At 74.7% G+C, this 15,812-nt stretch carries 16 protein-coding genes and 1 pseudogene; 9 read left to right on the forward strand and 8 right to left on the reverse strand.

Annotation, left to right across the window (positions count from 1 at the left end; all coding sequences use genetic code 11):
• A partial coding sequence (locus tag VR45_RS28410; RefSeq protein WP_045942725.1) for an MFS transporter occupies positions 1-911 on the reverse strand: 911 nt, incomplete at its 3' end.
• A 282-nt stretch (positions 912-1,193) separates the two neighbouring features.
• On the opposite strand from VR45_RS28410, the gene VR45_RS28415 reads away from it, so the two are divergent.
• The 4 genes from VR45_RS28415 to VR45_RS28430 all read left to right on the forward strand — a co-directional run bounded on the left by VR45_RS28415 (position 1,194) and on the right by VR45_RS28430 (position 4,090).
• On the forward strand, positions 1,194-1,709 hold the full coding sequence (locus VR45_RS28415) for a MarR family winged helix-turn-helix transcriptional regulator (protein ID WP_045942712.1): 516 nt from the start codon (positions 1,194-1,196) through the stop codon (positions 1,707-1,709).
• Positions 1,706-2,566: an ATP-binding cassette domain-containing protein gene (locus tag VR45_RS28420; RefSeq protein ID WP_045942713.1), complete on the forward strand. Its 861-nt coding sequence runs from the start codon at positions 1,706-1,708 to the stop codon at positions 2,564-2,566. The genes VR45_RS28415 and VR45_RS28420 overlap by 4 nt, the downstream gene beginning before the upstream one ends.
• Positions 2,526-3,389, forward strand: coding sequence for an ABC transporter permease (locus tag VR45_RS28425; RefSeq protein WP_045942714.1), 864 nt, complete (start codon positions 2,526-2,528; stop codon positions 3,387-3,389). The genes VR45_RS28420 and VR45_RS28425 overlap by 41 nt, the downstream gene beginning before the upstream one ends.
• Positions 3,390-3,577: 188 nt before the next feature.
• Positions 3,578-4,090, forward strand: a complete 513-nt coding sequence (locus tag VR45_RS28430) for a hypothetical protein (RefSeq protein WP_045942715.1) — start codon at positions 3,578-3,580, stop codon at positions 4,088-4,090.
• A gap of 53 nt (positions 4,091-4,143) precedes the next feature.
• Here the strand turns inward: VR45_RS28430 and VR45_RS28435 are convergent, their stop codons facing one another.
• A complete protein-coding gene (locus VR45_RS28435; protein WP_052709445.1) occupies positions 4,144-4,755 on the reverse strand; it encodes a TIGR03086 family metal-binding protein in 612 nt (203 codons plus the stop codon).
• Between the two features lie 181 nt (positions 4,756-4,936).
• On the opposite strand from VR45_RS28435, the gene VR45_RS28440 reads away from it, so the two are divergent.
• From VR45_RS28440 to VR45_RS28450, 3 genes and pseudogenes are all read left to right on the forward strand, one after another.
• Positions 4,937-6,205, forward strand: coding sequence for a hypothetical protein (locus VR45_RS28440; RefSeq protein WP_045942716.1), 1,269 nt, complete (start codon positions 4,937-4,939; stop codon positions 6,203-6,205).
• Between the two features lie 235 nt (positions 6,206-6,440).
• Positions 6,441-6,659 (forward strand): annotated as a pseudogene (locus VR45_RS49110) (helix-turn-helix transcriptional regulator); the annotation flags it as partial.
• Between the two features lie 179 nt (positions 6,660-6,838).
• Positions 6,839-8,254 (forward strand): amino acid permease, encoded by a 1,416-nt coding sequence (locus tag VR45_RS28450; protein WP_045942718.1) that lies wholly within the window; start codon positions 6,839-6,841, stop codon positions 8,252-8,254.
• Here VR45_RS28450 and VR45_RS28455 read toward each other — a convergent pair.
• The 5 genes from VR45_RS28455 to VR45_RS28475 all read right to left on the reverse strand — a co-directional run bounded on the left by VR45_RS28455 (position 8,161) and on the right by VR45_RS28475 (position 12,847).
• Complete coding sequence (locus VR45_RS28455; protein ID WP_107084297.1) at positions 8,161-8,892, reverse strand: cysteine hydrolase family protein; 732 nt, start codon at positions 8,890-8,892, stop codon at positions 8,161-8,163. The genes VR45_RS28450 and VR45_RS28455 overlap by 94 nt on opposite strands.
• A 78-nt stretch (positions 8,893-8,970) precedes the next feature.
• The gene (locus VR45_RS28460; RefSeq protein ID WP_045942719.1) at positions 8,971-9,963 is read right to left on the reverse strand and encodes a GlxA family transcriptional regulator; all 993 of its coding nucleotides are present in this window, start codon (positions 9,961-9,963) and stop codon (positions 8,971-8,973) included.
• Between the two features lie 209 nt (positions 9,964-10,172).
• A complete protein-coding gene (locus tag VR45_RS28465) occupies positions 10,173-11,546 on the reverse strand; it encodes a hypothetical protein (RefSeq protein WP_052709446.1) in 1,374 nt (457 codons plus the stop codon).
• 183 nt (positions 11,547-11,729) lie between these two features.
• Positions 11,730-12,470, reverse strand: coding sequence for a rhomboid-like protein (locus VR45_RS28470; protein WP_045942720.1), 741 nt, complete (start codon positions 12,468-12,470; stop codon positions 11,730-11,732).
• Positions 12,471-12,478: 8 nt separating this feature from the next.
• A complete protein-coding gene (locus tag VR45_RS28475) occupies positions 12,479-12,847 on the reverse strand; it encodes a hypothetical protein (RefSeq protein WP_045942721.1) in 369 nt (122 codons plus the stop codon).
• Between the two features lie 309 nt (positions 12,848-13,156).
• Here VR45_RS28475 and VR45_RS28480 point away from each other — a divergent pair, with 309 nt between their 5' ends.
• Entirely contained in the window at positions 13,157-13,687 is a 531-nt protein-coding gene (locus VR45_RS28480) for a universal stress protein (protein ID WP_045942722.1), read from the forward strand.
• A gap of 37 nt (positions 13,688-13,724) precedes the next feature.
• Here the strand turns inward: VR45_RS28480 and VR45_RS28485 are convergent, their stop codons facing one another.
• Complete coding sequence (locus tag VR45_RS28485) at positions 13,725-14,345, reverse strand: L-threonylcarbamoyladenylate synthase (protein ID WP_045942723.1); 621 nt, start codon at positions 14,343-14,345, stop codon at positions 13,725-13,727.
• 94 nt (positions 14,346-14,439) lie between these two features.
• Here VR45_RS28485 and VR45_RS28490 point away from each other — a divergent pair, with 94 nt between their 5' ends.
• Positions 14,440-15,750, forward strand: coding sequence for a cytochrome P450 (locus VR45_RS28490; RefSeq protein ID WP_045942724.1), 1,311 nt, complete (start codon positions 14,440-14,442; stop codon positions 15,748-15,750).
• Positions 15,751-15,812: the final 62 nt, after the last annotated feature.

Consider the following 15,812-nt stretch of genomic DNA (forward strand, 5'->3'; position numbering starts at 1 on the left):
GCACCGTAGGCCGCTCCCCAGAGCAGCAGCAGGACCGTGGCGCCGGGGCCGCCGGTCCCGAGCACCGGCAGCAGCAGCGTGGCGGCCGCCAGCAGGACGGCGGCCGCGGCGAGGGCCGGGCGCGGGGCGCGGGCCGCGCGGGCGCCGGCGAGCAGGTTGCCGAGCAGTCCGGCCGCCCCGTAGGCGAGCAGCAGGGCGCCGGTCGTGCCGGGGCCGACCCGGGTGACCTCGGTGAGGAACGGGGTGACGTAGGTGTAGGCGCCGAAGTGGGCCAGCACGATCAGGAAGGTCACCGCGAGACCGGCCCGGGTGCCCCGGCCGGTGAGCAGCCCGCGCAGCACCGGGAGTCCGGTGGTGGTGGCCGGCGGCGGCAGCGGGGGCAGCGTCGCCAGCAGGGCGGCCAGCGCGAGCAGCGTCAGGGCGGCCATGGCGGCGAAGGCCGCGCGCCAGCCCGCGAGGGAGCCGAGGAGCACGCCGGCCGGGACCCCGAGGACGGAGCCGAGCGGGACGGCCGTGAAGATCACCGTGTTGGCCCGGGCCTGGCGTTCGGTCGGGACGAGGCGCGGCGCGAGTCCGGAACCGATGGACCAGAACGCGCCGATCACCAGGCCGAGGGCGACCCGGGCCAGCAGCACGGCGCCGTAGGCGGGCGCCACCGCGTTCAGCAGGTCCGCGAGAGCGAGGAGCAGCAGCAGGCCGCAGAGCACGGTGCGCCGGTCGGCCCGCCGGGTCGCGACGGTGACTACGGGCGCGGCCACGGCGGCGACCAGGCCGGGCAGGGTCATCATCAGGCCCGTCGTGCCGTCGGAGATCCGGAAGGTCGCGCCGATCGGGCCGAGCAGCCCGACCGGGAGGATCTCGGTGGTGACGATGGCGAAGACGCCCGCCGTGACGGCGAGGACGGCCGGCAGGCCCCCGGTTCCGCGCCGGTTCCGCGCGTTGTCGCGGGGCGGGGGTCCCGGCGGTGCGGTGGCGGCGGGCGGGCCGGGCAGCCGGGGGCCGGGCTCTGTCTCTGTCTCGGGCACGGCGGAAGCTCCTGTTCTCCGAGGGGTGGGGCGGACACGGCGTCCGGCGACGGAGCGCGGTCCGCGTCGAAGTCCACCAGGGCGAAGGGGAGTCGGTCCGGCGTGAATCGGACGTCGACCGTCCCGCCCCTCGACAGAAAGCTCTCACTGAGAGCTAAAATCGGAGGTATGAGTGCGACCGCCCCGGACCCGCCCGACCCGGCGCTGGGCGAGGAGTTCTCCACCCTCCTCGTCGGGATCCAGCGCCTGGTGCGACGCCGGCTGCGCGAGGGCCTGAGCGAACCCCGGCTGCGCGGCGCCCAGGTCGAACTGCTGCGGCTGGTGACGGACTTCCCCGGTCTGCGGGTCTCCGACGCCGCCGCCGAGCTGTGCCTGGCCGCCAACTCGGTCTCCACCCTGGTCAACCAGCTGGTCGCGCTCGGCCTGCTGCGCCGCGAGGTGGACCCGGCCGACCGCCGGGCCGCCCTGCTGTACGCCACCGGCGAGGCCGTGGAGCGGCTGACGGCCTGGCGGGCCCGGCGGGAGGCGCTGGTCGGCGAGGTGGTGGCGGGGCTGCCCGCCGCCGACCGGGCGGCGCTGGCCGCCGCGCTGCCCGCGCTGCGCGGAGTGGCGACGGGCCTGCGCGAGCGCGCGGGCGAACCGGGCACGGCGGCCCCGGCCGCCGGAGGGAGGACCGGACCATGACGACCGGGCCGGACGAAGCGGTGGTCTGCCGCGGCCTGACCTACACCTTCCGCCGGGGCCGGCGGAAGGGCGGCGACACCAGGGCCGTCGACGGCGTCGACCTGACCGTGCGGGCCGGCGAGGTCTTCGGCCTGCTCGGCCCCAACGGCGCCGGCAAGACCACCACGATCCGGGCGATCACCACCCTGCTGCCGACCGCTGCCGGGATGGTCCGGGTCTTCGGCCACGACGCGGCCGGGCGCCGGGCGGAGGTCCGCCGGCTGCTCGGCTACGTCCCGCAGCAGCTCTCCGCCGACGCCGGACTGACCGGCCGGGAGAACGTCGCGCTGTTCGCCCGGGTCTTCGACGTGCCGCGCGCCGAACGGTCCGCGCGGGTCACCCAGGCCCTGGCCGCCGTGGACCTCACCGAGGCCGCCGACCGGTCGGCCGGCACCTACTCCGGCGGCATGGTGCGACGGCTGGAACTCGCCCAGGCGCTGGTCAGCGCCCCACGGCTGCTGGTGCTGGACGAGCCCACCATCGGCCTGGACCCGATCGCCCGCGCGAGCGTCTGGGAGCGGGTCGACGCCGTCCGCCGCGCCACCGGGATGACGGTGCTGGTGACCACCCACTACATGGACGAGGCCGACCGCCACTGCGACCGGATCGCCCTCATGGACCGGGGCCGGATCCGCGCGCTGGGCACCCCCGACGAACTCAAGACCCGGGTCCGTGAGCAGGACTCCGCACTGCCCGATCCCACGCTCGACGACGTGTTCCGCCACTTCTCGGGCCGCGGCCTCGCCCGCGGCGAGGGTACGGAAGGAGACTTCAACGATGTCCGCCGGACCCGCCGCACAGCCAACCGCGTCGGCTGACGCACTCGACCTGGGACTCGACCTGGGCCTGCTGCTGGTGCCCCCGCCGCCCCGCACCGGCTGGCGCCAGGTGCCCGCCCGGGTCGCCGCGATGTGCGTGGTCGAGCTCCAGAAGCTGCGCCACGACCGGACCGAGGTCTACACCCGGGCGATCCAGCCCGCGCTCTGGCTGCTGATCTTCGGCGAGACCTTCACCCGGCTGAAGGCGATCCCCACCGACGGGATCCCGTACCTGGACTACCTGGCCCCCGGGATCATCGCGCAGTCCGCGATGTTCGTGGCGATCTTCTACGGCATCATGATCATCTGGGAGCGGGACTCCGGCGTGCTCACCAAACTGCTGGTGACACCGACCCCGAGAGCCGCCCTGGTCACCGGCAAGGCCTTCGCCGCCGGGGTCAAGGCAGTCATCCAGGCCGTCGTGGTCGTGCTGCTCGCGGCGGTGCTCGGGGTGGCGATGACCTGGAACCCGCTGCGGCTGCTCGGAGTCGTCGCGGTGGTGGTCCTCGGCTCGGCCTTCTTCTCCTGCCTCTCGATGACCATCGCCGGGATCGTGCTCACCCGCGACCGTCTCATGGGCATTGGACAGGCCATCACGATGCCGTTGTTCTTCGGCTCCAACGCCCTCTACCCGGTCGACCTGATGCCGGGCTGGCTCCAGGCGATCAGCCTGGCCAACCCGCTCAGCTACCAGGTCGACGCCCTGCGCGGGCTGCTGATCGGCACCCCCTCGCACCTGCTGCTGGACTTCGGCGTCCTCACCCTGGCCACCGCCCTCGGCATCACCTCCGCCTCCGCCCTCCTGGGCCGCCTCGCCCGCTGACCGGTCGCCCCGGTAGGCATGCCGGGGTGGCCGGTCCGGTGTGCCCGTCGGCGATCGGGGGAGTGCGCGTCACCCGTTGGAGTGGAACTCCGTGTCCGTCCGCGCGGGGTGGGCGATCCGCCCACGAACGGTGCGCTCGGATACGGATCGGCCAACAGGCCCACCCCGTCACGACCCTGGAGCAACCCGTGGGACGACCCTTCTTCTTCAAGCAGCCCTTCCCCGTGGCTGTCGCCGCCCTGGTGGTCGGCGCGACCGCCGCGATGGGCGTGCCGGCACTGGCGGACGGTCAGGACCGGGCGGACACCCACCGTTCGGTCCGGGCGGCCGTCAAGCCCGACCTCGTCATCGACAGCGTGGCGGCGCCGTTGGCGGGCGGCGCGATCCCGGACGTCGGTGTCCCCTACGCCACCAAGGCCACCTTCAAGGCCACCAGGGGAAGCGACCCCGGTACCGCGTACGGCCTCTGTACGAAGATGGTCGCCGGCGCGGAGGCCGACAGCGTCTACTGCACGCTCCAGCTCAAGTTCGACGAAGGCTCGGAGCTCGCCATCGCCGTGCTCGCCTCCGTCGCGCACGAGGGGGTCAAGCTCAAGGAGTTCACCGGCTCCGTCGTCGGTGGCACGCTCCGGTTCGCCGACGCCAACGGCAACGCCAACTTCAGCGCGAACGAGGACGCCGGCTACGACCTGATGTTCTGAGCCCCCCGGACCTTCCGCATCCGCCCGGGGCCGTCGCGGGAAACACGGCGGCGTCAGATGCGGTCGGCCGACCACGCCGGGTCGCGGCCGGTGAGGGCCAGGAGCTGGTCCTCGGCGTCCGCGCCCGGCGGCGCGGCGAACGGTGGGTCGAAGCGGCCGGTGCCGGCCAGGTCGCGGTAGCCGTGGAACTCCGCGAGCGCGTAGCGGGCGGAGCCCGGGGGCATCCGGCCGTGCTCGCCGAGGGCCCGGGAGAGGTCCCAGCTGTGGACGACGGTCTCGGCTACCAGCTCGCGGGCGTAACCGCCGGCGTCCCGTACGCCGTAGCCGAGGTGGACCAGGAGGTCGGGGGCGCCGGGCCGGGCGAGTGCGCGTTGGGCGCTGCGCACGGCCATGGTCCAGACGCCCAGCGGGTTGCGGCCGAGGACGTCGCCCTCGAAGCGGCGGCCGATCTGGGCCGGGGTGTAGCCGGCGATCGCCTGGCACACCCACAGGTGCTGGGCGGCGAGGTGGTTCACCAGTGTGCGCACGTCCCAGTCGCGGCACGGGGTGGGTGCGGTCCAGAGGTCCTCGGGTGCCGAGCGCAGCAGCCGGGCCACTTCGGCGCCGGTGGCCGCGTAGTGCTCGCGGACCTCGGTGTGGAATCCGGGTGGGTGGGGACATTCCATCGCCGGGCCTCCGTTTCTGCCCTGCTCACTCCCAGTAAACCGCTACGGGGCGTGACCCGCCAGGGGGGTGGAGACCGCCTCCGCTGCGGGTCTCCGCAGACCGGTGCGGCCCGTGGTCACTGTGCGTGGCGGTGGTGAGGCGCTCTGGTGGAGCCGGGAGGGCCTCTGTAATGTCCACGCCATGACGACCGTTCGGCGCCGGGCCGCGCTCACCGCGACCCTCATCGGCGCTCTCGCCGCCTCGATCCTCCCCACCGCTGCCACCGCCCACGCGGCCGGTCCCGGCTGCCGGACCGTCGAGTCCGCGCCGCTCGACCGGGAACAGGCCCGCACCGCGGACCCGCGGACCGCCGCGCTGACCGAACGCGGGGGCTTCGGCGACTTCGTCGCCCGGTTCCCCGCCGCGCTGTGCACCGCCCGCAACGCCGACGAGGCCGGTCGGCTCCTCGACGCCTGGGGCGGGGCGCTCTGGCGGGCCGGTGTGGACCGCGCCCAGGGCCGCCGCCCCGGCGGCGACCTGCCGAGCACCGACGACCGGCCGCTCTACTGGACCAGGGTCGCCATGACCGTCCGGCTCGCGCGCTGGCAGCCGGGCTTCAGCGTCGACCCGGCCGCGCTGCGGCAGCGCTTCGAGGACGCCTCGCGCGGACTGGCCGACAGCGGGTTCAGCGGGCGCCCGGGCGTGCGGCGGATCTTCATCAGCGGCTTCGACCCCTTCGGCCTGGACGCCGAGCCGCGCCGCGCCAACCCCTCCGGCTCGGCGGCGCTGCAACTCGACGGCCGCCGGATCACCCTGGCCGACGGCACCCCGGCCGAGATCCGCTCGGTGCTCCTCCCGGTCCGCTACGGCGACTTCGACCTCGGCATGGTCGAGCGCGCCTACGCCCCTCGGCTCGCCCGCGGCCCCCGCGCCGCGGACCTCATCACCACCATCAGCCAGGGCTACCCCGGGCTGTTCACCCTGGAGGCCTGGGCCGGTCGCTCCCGCTCCGCCGACCCCTACCCCGACAACATCGGCGCGCTCTCCGGCGGCACCCGGGACCACCCCGTCACCGCCCCGGGGCTCGGCCCGGGCGCCGAGTTCATCGCCACCAGCCTGCCCACCGGCCCGATGACCGCCGTGCAGCAGCCCTACCCGGTGCTGCTGAACACCACCGTCACCGAGATCCCGGCCGGCGGGACCGGCCCGGTCGACCGGGAGGACGGGCCGACCCCCGGCTCGCGGGCGGTCGCCGGCGGCGGCGGGGGCTACCTCTCCAACGAGGTCGCCTACCGCACCAACCGGCTGCGCCTGGAACTCGCCCCGCAACTGCCCGGCGGTCACCTGCACACCCCGGTGCTCACCGGCCTCCCGGAGCAGCCGGAGCTGCTGACCGGGCCGGCCTTCGAGCAGAACGAGGCCGCGATCACCGGCGAGGTCCTCGACATCCTGCGGCACACCTCGGGCTGACGCCGGGTCGACGGGCGGTGGCCGGGGTGCCGCCGCCCGCGCGACCGGTGGATGCGTCCGCCGGGCGCATGGCAGAATCGTGCGGTCGCGCATGTTCATCGGGGGATGACAGCTCATGTGGTCGGTGGAGAAGGAGCGGGAAGTCGGCGTGCCCGACGCCCGCGGTGAACGCGGTGCGCGCAGCGCGCGTGGCGAACGCGGCGAACGCGGGCCGGGAGTGCTGCCGGCCGTCGGACTGAGCCGGGCCGAGCTCAGGGTGGCCGAGCTGGCCGCGCGCGGCCGGACCAACCGTCAGATCGCCCATGAGCTCTTCATCACCGTCAGCACCGTCGAACAGCATCTGACCAGCTCCTACCGCAAGCTCAGGGTCAAGCGCCGGGCGGACCTGCCGGTGCACCTCCTGCCGGACGCCCCGGCCGACGCGTCCGGCCGGGCCGCTGCGGTGACTGGCTGATCCCGGCCGCCGCGGCGGCACCGGACGAGTGACCGTCCGGGTGCTTCGCGACCGGAGGTTTTCCGGCCGGCGGCCCCGTCCGGAGAACAAATCCCACCGATTTGGTACAAGGTGCCGCCTGCACCAGCATGGGCGTCCGCTCCACCGAGCGCGCAGGACAGGAAAGGCCCGACGCCCCCATGCAGACCAGCCCGGCCGCGACCCGGCAGGCACCCCGACCCGCACGGACGGACGTCGACCCGACGCCCGCGCCGTCGCTCCCGCCCCACGCCCCGGCTGCGGCCCCCGCCGGCCGCCGCTTCGGCCTGCCGACTGCGACCGCGCTGGTGATGGGCAACATCATCGGCGGCGGCATCTTCATGATCCCCGCCGCCGTGGCCCCCTACGGGACGGTCAGCCTGCTCGCTTTCGCCGTGCTGACGGTCGGGGCGATCACCCTGGCCCTGGTCTTCGGCCGGCTCGCGCGCCGCGACCCGCGCACCGGCGGCCCGTACGTCTACGCCCGCGAGGCGTTCGGCGACTTCGCCGGCTTCCTGGCCGCCTGGTCGTACTGGATCACCACCTGGGTCAGCAATGCCGCCCTCGCCGTCGCCGCCGTCGGCTACCTCGACGTGCTGTGGCCCCTCGGCCACTCCACCGGCCTCACTCTCGCCTGCGCGCTCGCCGTCCAATGGCTGCCCGCGCTCGCCAACCTGGCCGGTACCCGCTACGTCGGCACCGTCCAACTCGTCTCCACCGTCCTCAAGTTCGTCGCCCTGATGGTGGTCGCGGTGGCCGGTCTCACCGCCTTCGACCCGGCGAACCTCGGCCCCTTCGACGCGACCGGCGAGGGCTGGCTCGGCGGGACGACGGCCGCCGCGGCGATCCTGCTCTTCAGCTACCTCGGCGTGGAGTCGGCCGCCATGAGCGCGGGCCAGGTCCGCGACCCGGAACGCAACGTCGGCCGCGCCAGCGTGCTCGGCACCGCCGGTGCCGCGGTGGTCTACCTGCTGGGCACGCTCGCCGTGTTCGGCTCCGTGGCCCACGAGCGGCTGATCCACTCCACCGCGCCCTTCTCCGACGCCGTGAACACCGTCTTCGGCGGCTCTTGGGGCGGAACGGCCGTCGCCGTCGCCGCCCTCGTCTCGATGACCGGCGCGCTCAACGGCTGGACCCTGCTCTCCGCCCAGGCCCCGTGCGCCGCCGCCAAGGACGGCCTGTTCCCCGCCGTCTTCACCGTGGAACGCCGCGGCGTCCCCGTCGTCGGCGTCCTGGTCGGCGTCACCCTCGCCTCGCTGCTCACCGTCCTCAACTTCGCCTCCGGCGCGAAGTCCGCCTTCGACACCCTGGTACTGGTCACCACCTTCACCGCGACCGTCCCCTACCTCCTCTCCACCGCCGCCCAACTCCGCTGGCTGCTGCGCGGCGACCGCACCCGCGTCGCCCCCGCCCGCCTCGCCCGCGACCTCACCCTCGCCCTCGGCGCCTTCGCCTTCTCCGCCTGGCTCGCCGTCGGCTCCGGCTACGCCGCCATCTGCCAGGGCGTCCTCTTCCTCCTCGCCGGCATCCTCGTCCACGCGGTCCGCACCGCCCGGACCGCCCGCCGCCGCGCCTGAACCCCGTCGGACCCGAGCTGCCGGAGGGCCCGCACCACCCGGTGCGGGCCCTCCGGCGGATCAGCTCCGGGGCGGTCAGGCTGGGAGGGCGGCCGGGGGAGGAGGGTGCCGTCGGGGGCGGTGAGGGGGCGGGTGGCGGTGGTGGAGGCGACGACGGTGGGGCGGTAGCCGAGGCGGAAGGCGCCCTGGGCGGTGAAGGTGACGCACATGTGGGTCATGAAGCCGGCCAGGACGAGGTCCTTGCCGCTCTCCGGGGCGAAGCCGAGGGCGGTGAGGGTCGCGGTGAGCTCGGTGGCGTGGAAGGCGTCGGGGAAGGTCTTGACGAGGACGGGTTCGCCGGCGAGGGGCGCGACCTCGGGGCTGATGGCGCCGATGTCGGCGCGGATGTCGTACGGGGTGCCCGGGCCGCCGTCGTTGACGATGTGGATCACCGGGGTGCCCGCCGCGCGGGCGCGCCGCAGGAGGTCGGCGGCGGAGGCGAGGGCCTCCTCGGCGCCGTCCAGGGCCATCACGCCGGTGCGGTAGGTGTTCTGGAAATCGATCATGAGGAGGACGGAGTCGGCCAGCCGGGGCAGCCGGTCGTCCAGGCCGATCACGGTGCGCAGGGGAGTGGCCGGGGTGGTGGTGTGCGTGGTCACAAGGGTGCCTTTCCGGGACATTTTGCTTGTTTCGGGGCATGGGGAAGGAAGGGAACGGCGCGGAGGAAGGGGCAGGTGTCAGCCGGTCGGGGTGCGGAAGCGGCGGCGGTAGGCGGCCGGGGGGGGGGCGAGCCGGCGGCGGAAGGCCCGGTGGAGGGTCTCCGCCGAGCCGAGTCCGGCCGCTGCCGCGACCTGGTCGAGCGGCCGGTCGGTGGTCTCCAGCAGGCGCCGGGCCGCCTCCACCCGGGCCGCCTCGACGTAACCGGCCGGGCCGGTGCCGGTCTCCTGGGTGAAGACGCGGGCGAAGTGCCGCTCGCTGAGGCACATCCGGGCGGCCAGGGCCGGGGTGGAGAGGTCGCCGTCGAGGTGCTCGGCGATCCACCGCAGCAGCTCGTCGATGTCGCGCCGCTCGGTGGCCGGGTGGCTCAGCGGGACGGAGAACTGGCTCTGCCCGCCCTGCCGCTTGAGGTACATCACCAGCTGCCGGGCCACCGCCAGCGCGGTCCGCTCGCCCTGGTCCTCGGCCACCAGGGCGAGGGCGAGGTCGAGGCAGGCGCTGATGCCGGCCCCGGTCCACAGCCGGCCCCGGTCGGTGCGCACGAAGATCGGGTCGGGGTCGACCGTCACCTCGGGATGATCGGCGGCGAGCTGCGCGGCGGTCGACCAGTGGGTGGTCGCCGTCCGCCCGTCCAGCAGGCCGGCCGCCGCCAGGACGTGGGCGCCCACGCACACCGAGGCCACCCGGCGCGCGTGCGGCGCGGTCTCGCGCACCCAGTCGACGACGGTGGTGTCGACCTTGGCCACCGGTCCGTGGCCGGTCAGTTCGACCGCGCCCGGCACCAGCAGGGTGTCCACGTCCGCGCCGACCTCGGCGAAGGAGAGGTCGGCGAGCAGCCGCACCCCCGCCGAGGTCCGGACGGCGCCGCCGACCGGACCGGCGAGCCGGACCTGATAGCCCGCCCGGCCACCGGTCTCCCGGTTGGCCAGCGCGAACACCTCGGCCGGGCCGGTGACGTCGAGGAGGTCGACATCGGGGAAGACCGCGATGACGACCCGGTGCGGAGTAGGCATGGGTCCATCCTCGGCCGGGCGGCCGGACGGCGGCAATGACGATTCCCTGTCACATCCGGACACGGGACGGCGGGAGGAGGTGCGCCAGTGGGACTGCCGGCGGTATGCGGGCCCCGAGCCCCTCGGGACGGTCTTCGCCCAGGAGCTCGTCGACCCGCGCCGAGCGTGCCGGGTGGGAGCCCCCGGACCGCCGGGGGCTCCCCTCGTGGTCAGGGCCGGATCACGGCGAGGGTGTGGCTGTAGCCGGCGCCGACGGCCACGGCGCAGGTGAGCTGCCCGTCGCACGGCGCGCTCTGACCGGCGGCGCAGACGTGGACCGGCGCGTTGCTGCCGGCGGTGCCGGAGGTGCCGTTGCCGAGTTCCCCGGATTCGTTGCCGCCCCAGGTCAGGACGGTGCTGTCGGAGGCCAGCGCCACGCTGTGGCCGCCGCCGGCGGCGAGCGCGGTGACACCGGAGAGCAGGTCGGCACAGGGCGCGGTCGCACCCTCCGCGCAGACTGCCACCGGGGTGGTGCTGCCGTCCCCGGTGCCGTTGCCCAGCCGTCCGGCGCCTCCCCAGACGCGGACGCCGCCGTCGGACCGGAGGGCCACGGTGTGCTTGTCGCCTGCGGCCACCGCGGTGACGCCGGACAGCAGGGCGCCGCACGGTGCGATCGCACCGGTGTCGCAGACGTGCACCGGCACCAGTTGCTCGGTGGTGGTGCCGTCACCGAGCTGCCCGAGGTCGTTCTCGCCCCAGGCCTGGACGGTGCCGTCGAGCCGCACCACGACGCTGTGGTCGCCGCCGGCGGCGACCGACGCCACGTTCTGGAGCGGGCGGCAGTAGTCGAACGGGTCCGAGGCGCAGACGTGGAAGACCTGGCCGGTGCTGGTGGGCCGGCCCAGCTGGCTGTGGCGGTCGTCGCCCCAGGTGTCGACCTCGCCGTTGGTGTGCAGGGCGAGGTTGTGCTCGGCGCCGGCTGCGATGGAGACCACGTCGTTCAGCAGGTAGCCGCAGTCGCTCGTGAGGCAGACCGGGACGGGAGTGCTGCTGTCCGTGGTGATCGGGTTGCCGAGCTGGCCGTGCTCGTTGAGCCCCCACGTGACGACCGTGCCGCCCGCGCGCAGCGCCGTGGTGTGGGCGGCGCCCGCGGCCACGGCGACGATGTCGTCCAGGAACGCGGAGCAGGGCGCGATCTGCCCCACGGCACAGACCCGGACGGGGGTGGTGCTGTTGGTGGTGGTGCCGTCGCCGAGCTGACCGTGGGTGTTGTCGCCCCAGGTGACGACGGTGCCGTCGGAGCGCAGCGCCACGCTGTGCCGGTCACCGCCCGAGACGGCGATCACTCCCTGGAGCGGGTCGGTGCACGGGGCCGCCCCGCAGACCGGGGTGGGGGAGGTGCTCTGCTCGACGGTGGTGCCGTCGCCCAGCTGGCCCTCGACGTTGCTGCCCCAGGTGAGGGCGGTGCCCGGGATCCCGGGTCGGAGGGTTCGCGGGCCGGGGCTTCCGGCCGCGCTGCCGGACAGAATCAGGACGGCCAGCAGGGAGCCCGTCAGAGCGGCTGCGGTGAGGGACTTTCGCCGATGTGGTCTCAGCGTGGACATGCGTGCTCCTCGGTGGGGGAAGGTTCGTGCCCACACGATGAGGGGCGTGCTCCGCGTGTCGCGGTCGGCGATGCCGTGGCCCGGGCGAGCGTCACCCGCGCGGACCCGGGTCGCCGGGGGCGACGGCCTCGTCGGCCGGCGGCCAGTACCGCAGCGGTGCTTCGGCGGTGCTTCGGCGGTGCTTCAGCGGGACGGGACCCGCTCGGGGCGCGGGTCCGGCCCGGTGGAACCGGGCTCGGGTCGGGGTGCGGGGTGGGGTCGGCGGCGCAGTGGCGGGAGGCCGAAGCGGTGGGCGGCGGCGAGGGCGAGGCCCGCGAGCAGCGAGGCCAGGTGGCCGACGGCGGCGGTCTCGCCGTCCGGGAGGCCGGCCAGCAGCGCGGGGGCCGCCACCGCCAGCATCAGCAGCCAGACCGCCCGCGACCACACCGGGCGGGCCCGGGTGGCGGCCAGCGTCAGGGCGGTGACCACGACGTAGGACGGGCCGGTGTCCATCGCGTGCGCGGCCTCGGCCGGCAGTGAGCCGTGCTCGATCCGCCACCACACCAGGCCCTCGGTGAGGGCGGTCGCCGCGACGTGGACGAGGGCCACGGAGGCCACCGCCCGGCGGGCGCCGAGCGCCCCGACCACCGCGAACAGGGACAGCGCGAACACCGGCCAGACCCAGATGGTGTCCTGCGGCACGAACACCGAGACGGTCAGCGACTCGATCGGATGGCCGTCCGGCCACAGGTGCAGATTGCCGAGGTCGGTGGACGCCCAGGTGCGCAGCGCGTGCACCCGTTCGGGCGGCAGCAGTCGCAGCACCGGCCACATCGCGGCCAGCGCGGCCACGTACCAGAACGCCGGATTGCGCGGCAGTCGCCGTATCCAGGGGCCGAGCAGAGGGCCGAGCGAGGGGCCGATCGGGGGGAGCTTGGTCGCCATGCCGGGCCTTACCGTCGGCGGCGGGCGGACGCCGACCCGCCCGCGAGCGCCGCTCCTGCGGCGAGCGCGACCGTGCCCGCCACCATCAGGCCCCGCCGGGAGCGCCAGGACAGCACCGACCACCGGGAGTTCGCGGAGAGCAGCGAGCCGACGCTCAGCCACGAGCCGATGGACAGCGCGGAGGCCGCCGAACCGGCCGAGCCGATCGACAGGAAACTGCCGACGGAGCCGACCGACAGCACCGAGCCGACCGAACCGATGGACAGCACCGACCCGACCGAGCCGATGGACAGGACGGAGTCCCCGGACGGCAGCGCCCACCCGTGCGAGAACACCGTCACCGGGGAGGATGACGAGGAATCACTACGCTTGCTCATTCGCTGATCGTATGCCGCCGCCGGGTTGCCCGGCCCCTCGGCCGCCCGCCTCCTCAGCCGCCCAGGTGGGGCGGCAGGCCGCCGGTCGGCGCAGGGGCCGTCGGCTCGGGGGTGTTCGACAGGGGCACGTCGACCAGGGTGGCGAGGGCCGTCGGTCGGCCGCCAGCGAATTACCGGCGGCGGAGGCGTTGCCCGCCTGTACGATGCAAGGCCATATACAGTTAAAGCCTTCGATTTGCAGGCCATGGTCCCCTGTGGAACCATAATCGCCAAGCAATGGGACGATTGAATACCGGAAAGTGAAGGATCATGTCGGACGGCGCACGCGTCATCGTCGGAGTCAGTGGCTCGCTGGGGAGCCTGACCGCTCTGCACCGGGCGGTGGGCGAGGCGCGTGACCGGGGTGCGGTGCTGGTGCCGGTGCTGGCGTGGACGCCGGCGGGCGGGGAGCACAACTACCGGCTGCGGCCCTGCCCGCCGCTGCTGCGGGCCTGGGAGGACATGGCCGCCGCCCGGCTGGAGCGGGCGCTGGACGAGGCGTTCGGCGGGCTCCCGGCCGGGGTCCGGGTCGAGCCGCAGGCCGTCCGCGGCCCGGCCGGGCCGGTGCTGACCGGGCTGGCCGACCGGCCGGGGGACCTGCTGGTGGTGGGCGCGGGTCGGCACGGCACTGTCCGCGGTGCGGTACGGCGGATGCTCGGGGGCGGCTCGGTGGGCCACCACTGCCTGGCGCACGCCCGCTGCACCGTCCTCGCGGTGCCGCCGTCGGACCTCCAGGACGACCTGCGCGCGCTGCGCCGCGGCGTCGACCTGCGCGAACTCGCGGCCCTCGCCGCCGCCTGAGGCGAGGAGCCCGGGCGGGCGCCCGGGCTCCGGAGCGTCACTCGAAGCGGCTGGGGTCGCCGGCCCCCCGCCGGACGATCTCCGGTTCGCCCTCGGAGAAGTCGACCACCGTGGTGGGCACGGTGCCGCAGTCGCCGGAGTCCACCACCGCGTCCAGCACGTGGTCGAGCCGCTCCTTGATCTCCCACCCCTGGGTCATCGGCTCCTCCTCGCCGGGGAGGAGCAGGGTGCTGGAGACCAGCGGCTCGCCGAGTTCGGCGAGCAGCGCCCGGGTGACGGGGTGGTCGGGGATCCTGACACCCACCGTCTTCTTCTTCGGGTGCATCAGGCGGCGCGGGACCTCCTTGGTGGCGGGGAGGATGAAGGTGTAGCTGCCCGGCGTCGCGGCCTTGACCGCACGGAAGACGTTGTTGTCGAGCTGGACGAACTGCCCCAGCTGCGCGAAGTCCTCGCACATCAGGGTGAAGTGGTGCCGCTCGTCGAGACGCCGGATGGACCGGATCCGGTCGAGGCCGTCACGGTTGTCCAGCTGGCAGCCCAGCGCGAAACAGGAGTCGGTCGGGTACGCGATCAGGGCCCCGGACCGGAGACTGGCCGCCACTGTGCTGATGGTGCGCGGCTGGGGGGACTCTGGATGCACGTCGAAGTACTTCGCCATTGGCCGACCCTACGGGATCCCGGCGACCGGCGGGCGCAGCCGCGACGTCCCGCCTTCTGGCGGTGCGTCGGGGCGCGGCGTACGGTCGGTCGCCATGGCGATCGATCAGGCGCGGGCGAACCGGATCTTCCTCCCCGGGACCTATGCCGAGGGTGTGCCGTACGAGCTGTTCCACGAACTGCGCGCCGAGTCGCCGGTGTGCTGGGTGGAGGAGCCCGCGGTGGGGCCGTGGCCCGCCGGTCCCGGCTACTGGGCGGTGCTGCGGCACGCCGACGTCAAACACGTGCTGCGCACGCCCGAGCTGTTCTCCTCGCACCTGGGGGCGACCCAGATCCGCGACCCGGACACGGCGGCCGACCTGGACCACGCCAGGACGATGATGCTCAACCAGGACCCGCCCGACCACGCCCGGTTGCGCCGCATCGTCGCGGGGGCGTTCACCCCGCGCGCCCTGCGCGAGCTGGCCGCCGGCATCGAGCGGCACGCCGCGGACGCGGTCCGGCGGGTGCGGGCGCACGGCGAGGCGGACTTCGTCCGGCTGGCCGCCGACCTCCCGGTGCGGACGCTGGCCCGGATCATGGGCGTCCCGGAGCAGGACCGGCTGCTGCTGCAGGACTGGGCGGACCGGGTGATCGGCTACCAGGACGCCGACCACGCCGACTCCGGCACGGTCGACCCGGCCACGCTCTCCGAGTTCGGCCGCGCCGCGCTCGCCCACCGCCCCACGGCCCGTACCGCGCCGGACGGCCGCCCGGTCAACCCCCGCTCGCGCGCCGCCCTCGCGGACATGTTCGCCTACGCCCACGGGCTCGCCGAACGCCCCCGCCCCGGTAGCGTGCTCGCCCGGATGCGGGAGGGCGGCCTCGGCACGGCGGAGTTCGAGACGATGTTCTTCCTGTTCGCGGTCGCGGGGAACGAGACGGTCCGCAACGCCCTGCCGGGCGGTCTGTACTCCCTGCTCACCCACCCCGCGCAGTACCGGCTGCTGCTGCGGCGACCGGAGCTGACCGACTCGGCGGTCGAGGAGATGCTGCGCCACTGGCCGCCGGTGGTGGACTTCCGGCGCACCGCCACCCGGGACGTCGAACTCGGCGGTCGGCGGATCCGGCGGGGCGACAAGGGGGTGGTGTACCACGCCTCCGCCAACCGGGACGGGAGCGTGTTCCCGGACCCGGACCGCTTCGACATCACCCGGAGCCCGAACGACCACGTCAGCTTCGGCCACGGTCCGCACTTCTGCGTCGGCGCCCGGCTGGCCCGCCTGCAGATGGCGGCGATGCTGCGGCAGGTCCTCTCCGGCCTGCCCGGACTGGAGCTGGTCCCCGGCGCGGAGCCCGTCCGGCTGGTGTCCAACTTCCAGAACGGCCTCAAGCGCCTGGACGTGCGGTGGAGCCGGCCGGACTGATGCCGGGCGCGGCATCGGTCCGGCCGGTCCGGCCCGGGGGTGGGGCCGGCGCGGGGGTGGGG

This window comes from Streptomyces sp. NRRL S-495, from assembly GCF_000966955.1.
GTDB lineage: Bacteria > Actinomycetota > Actinomycetes > Streptomycetales > Streptomycetaceae > Kitasatospora > Kitasatospora purpeofusca.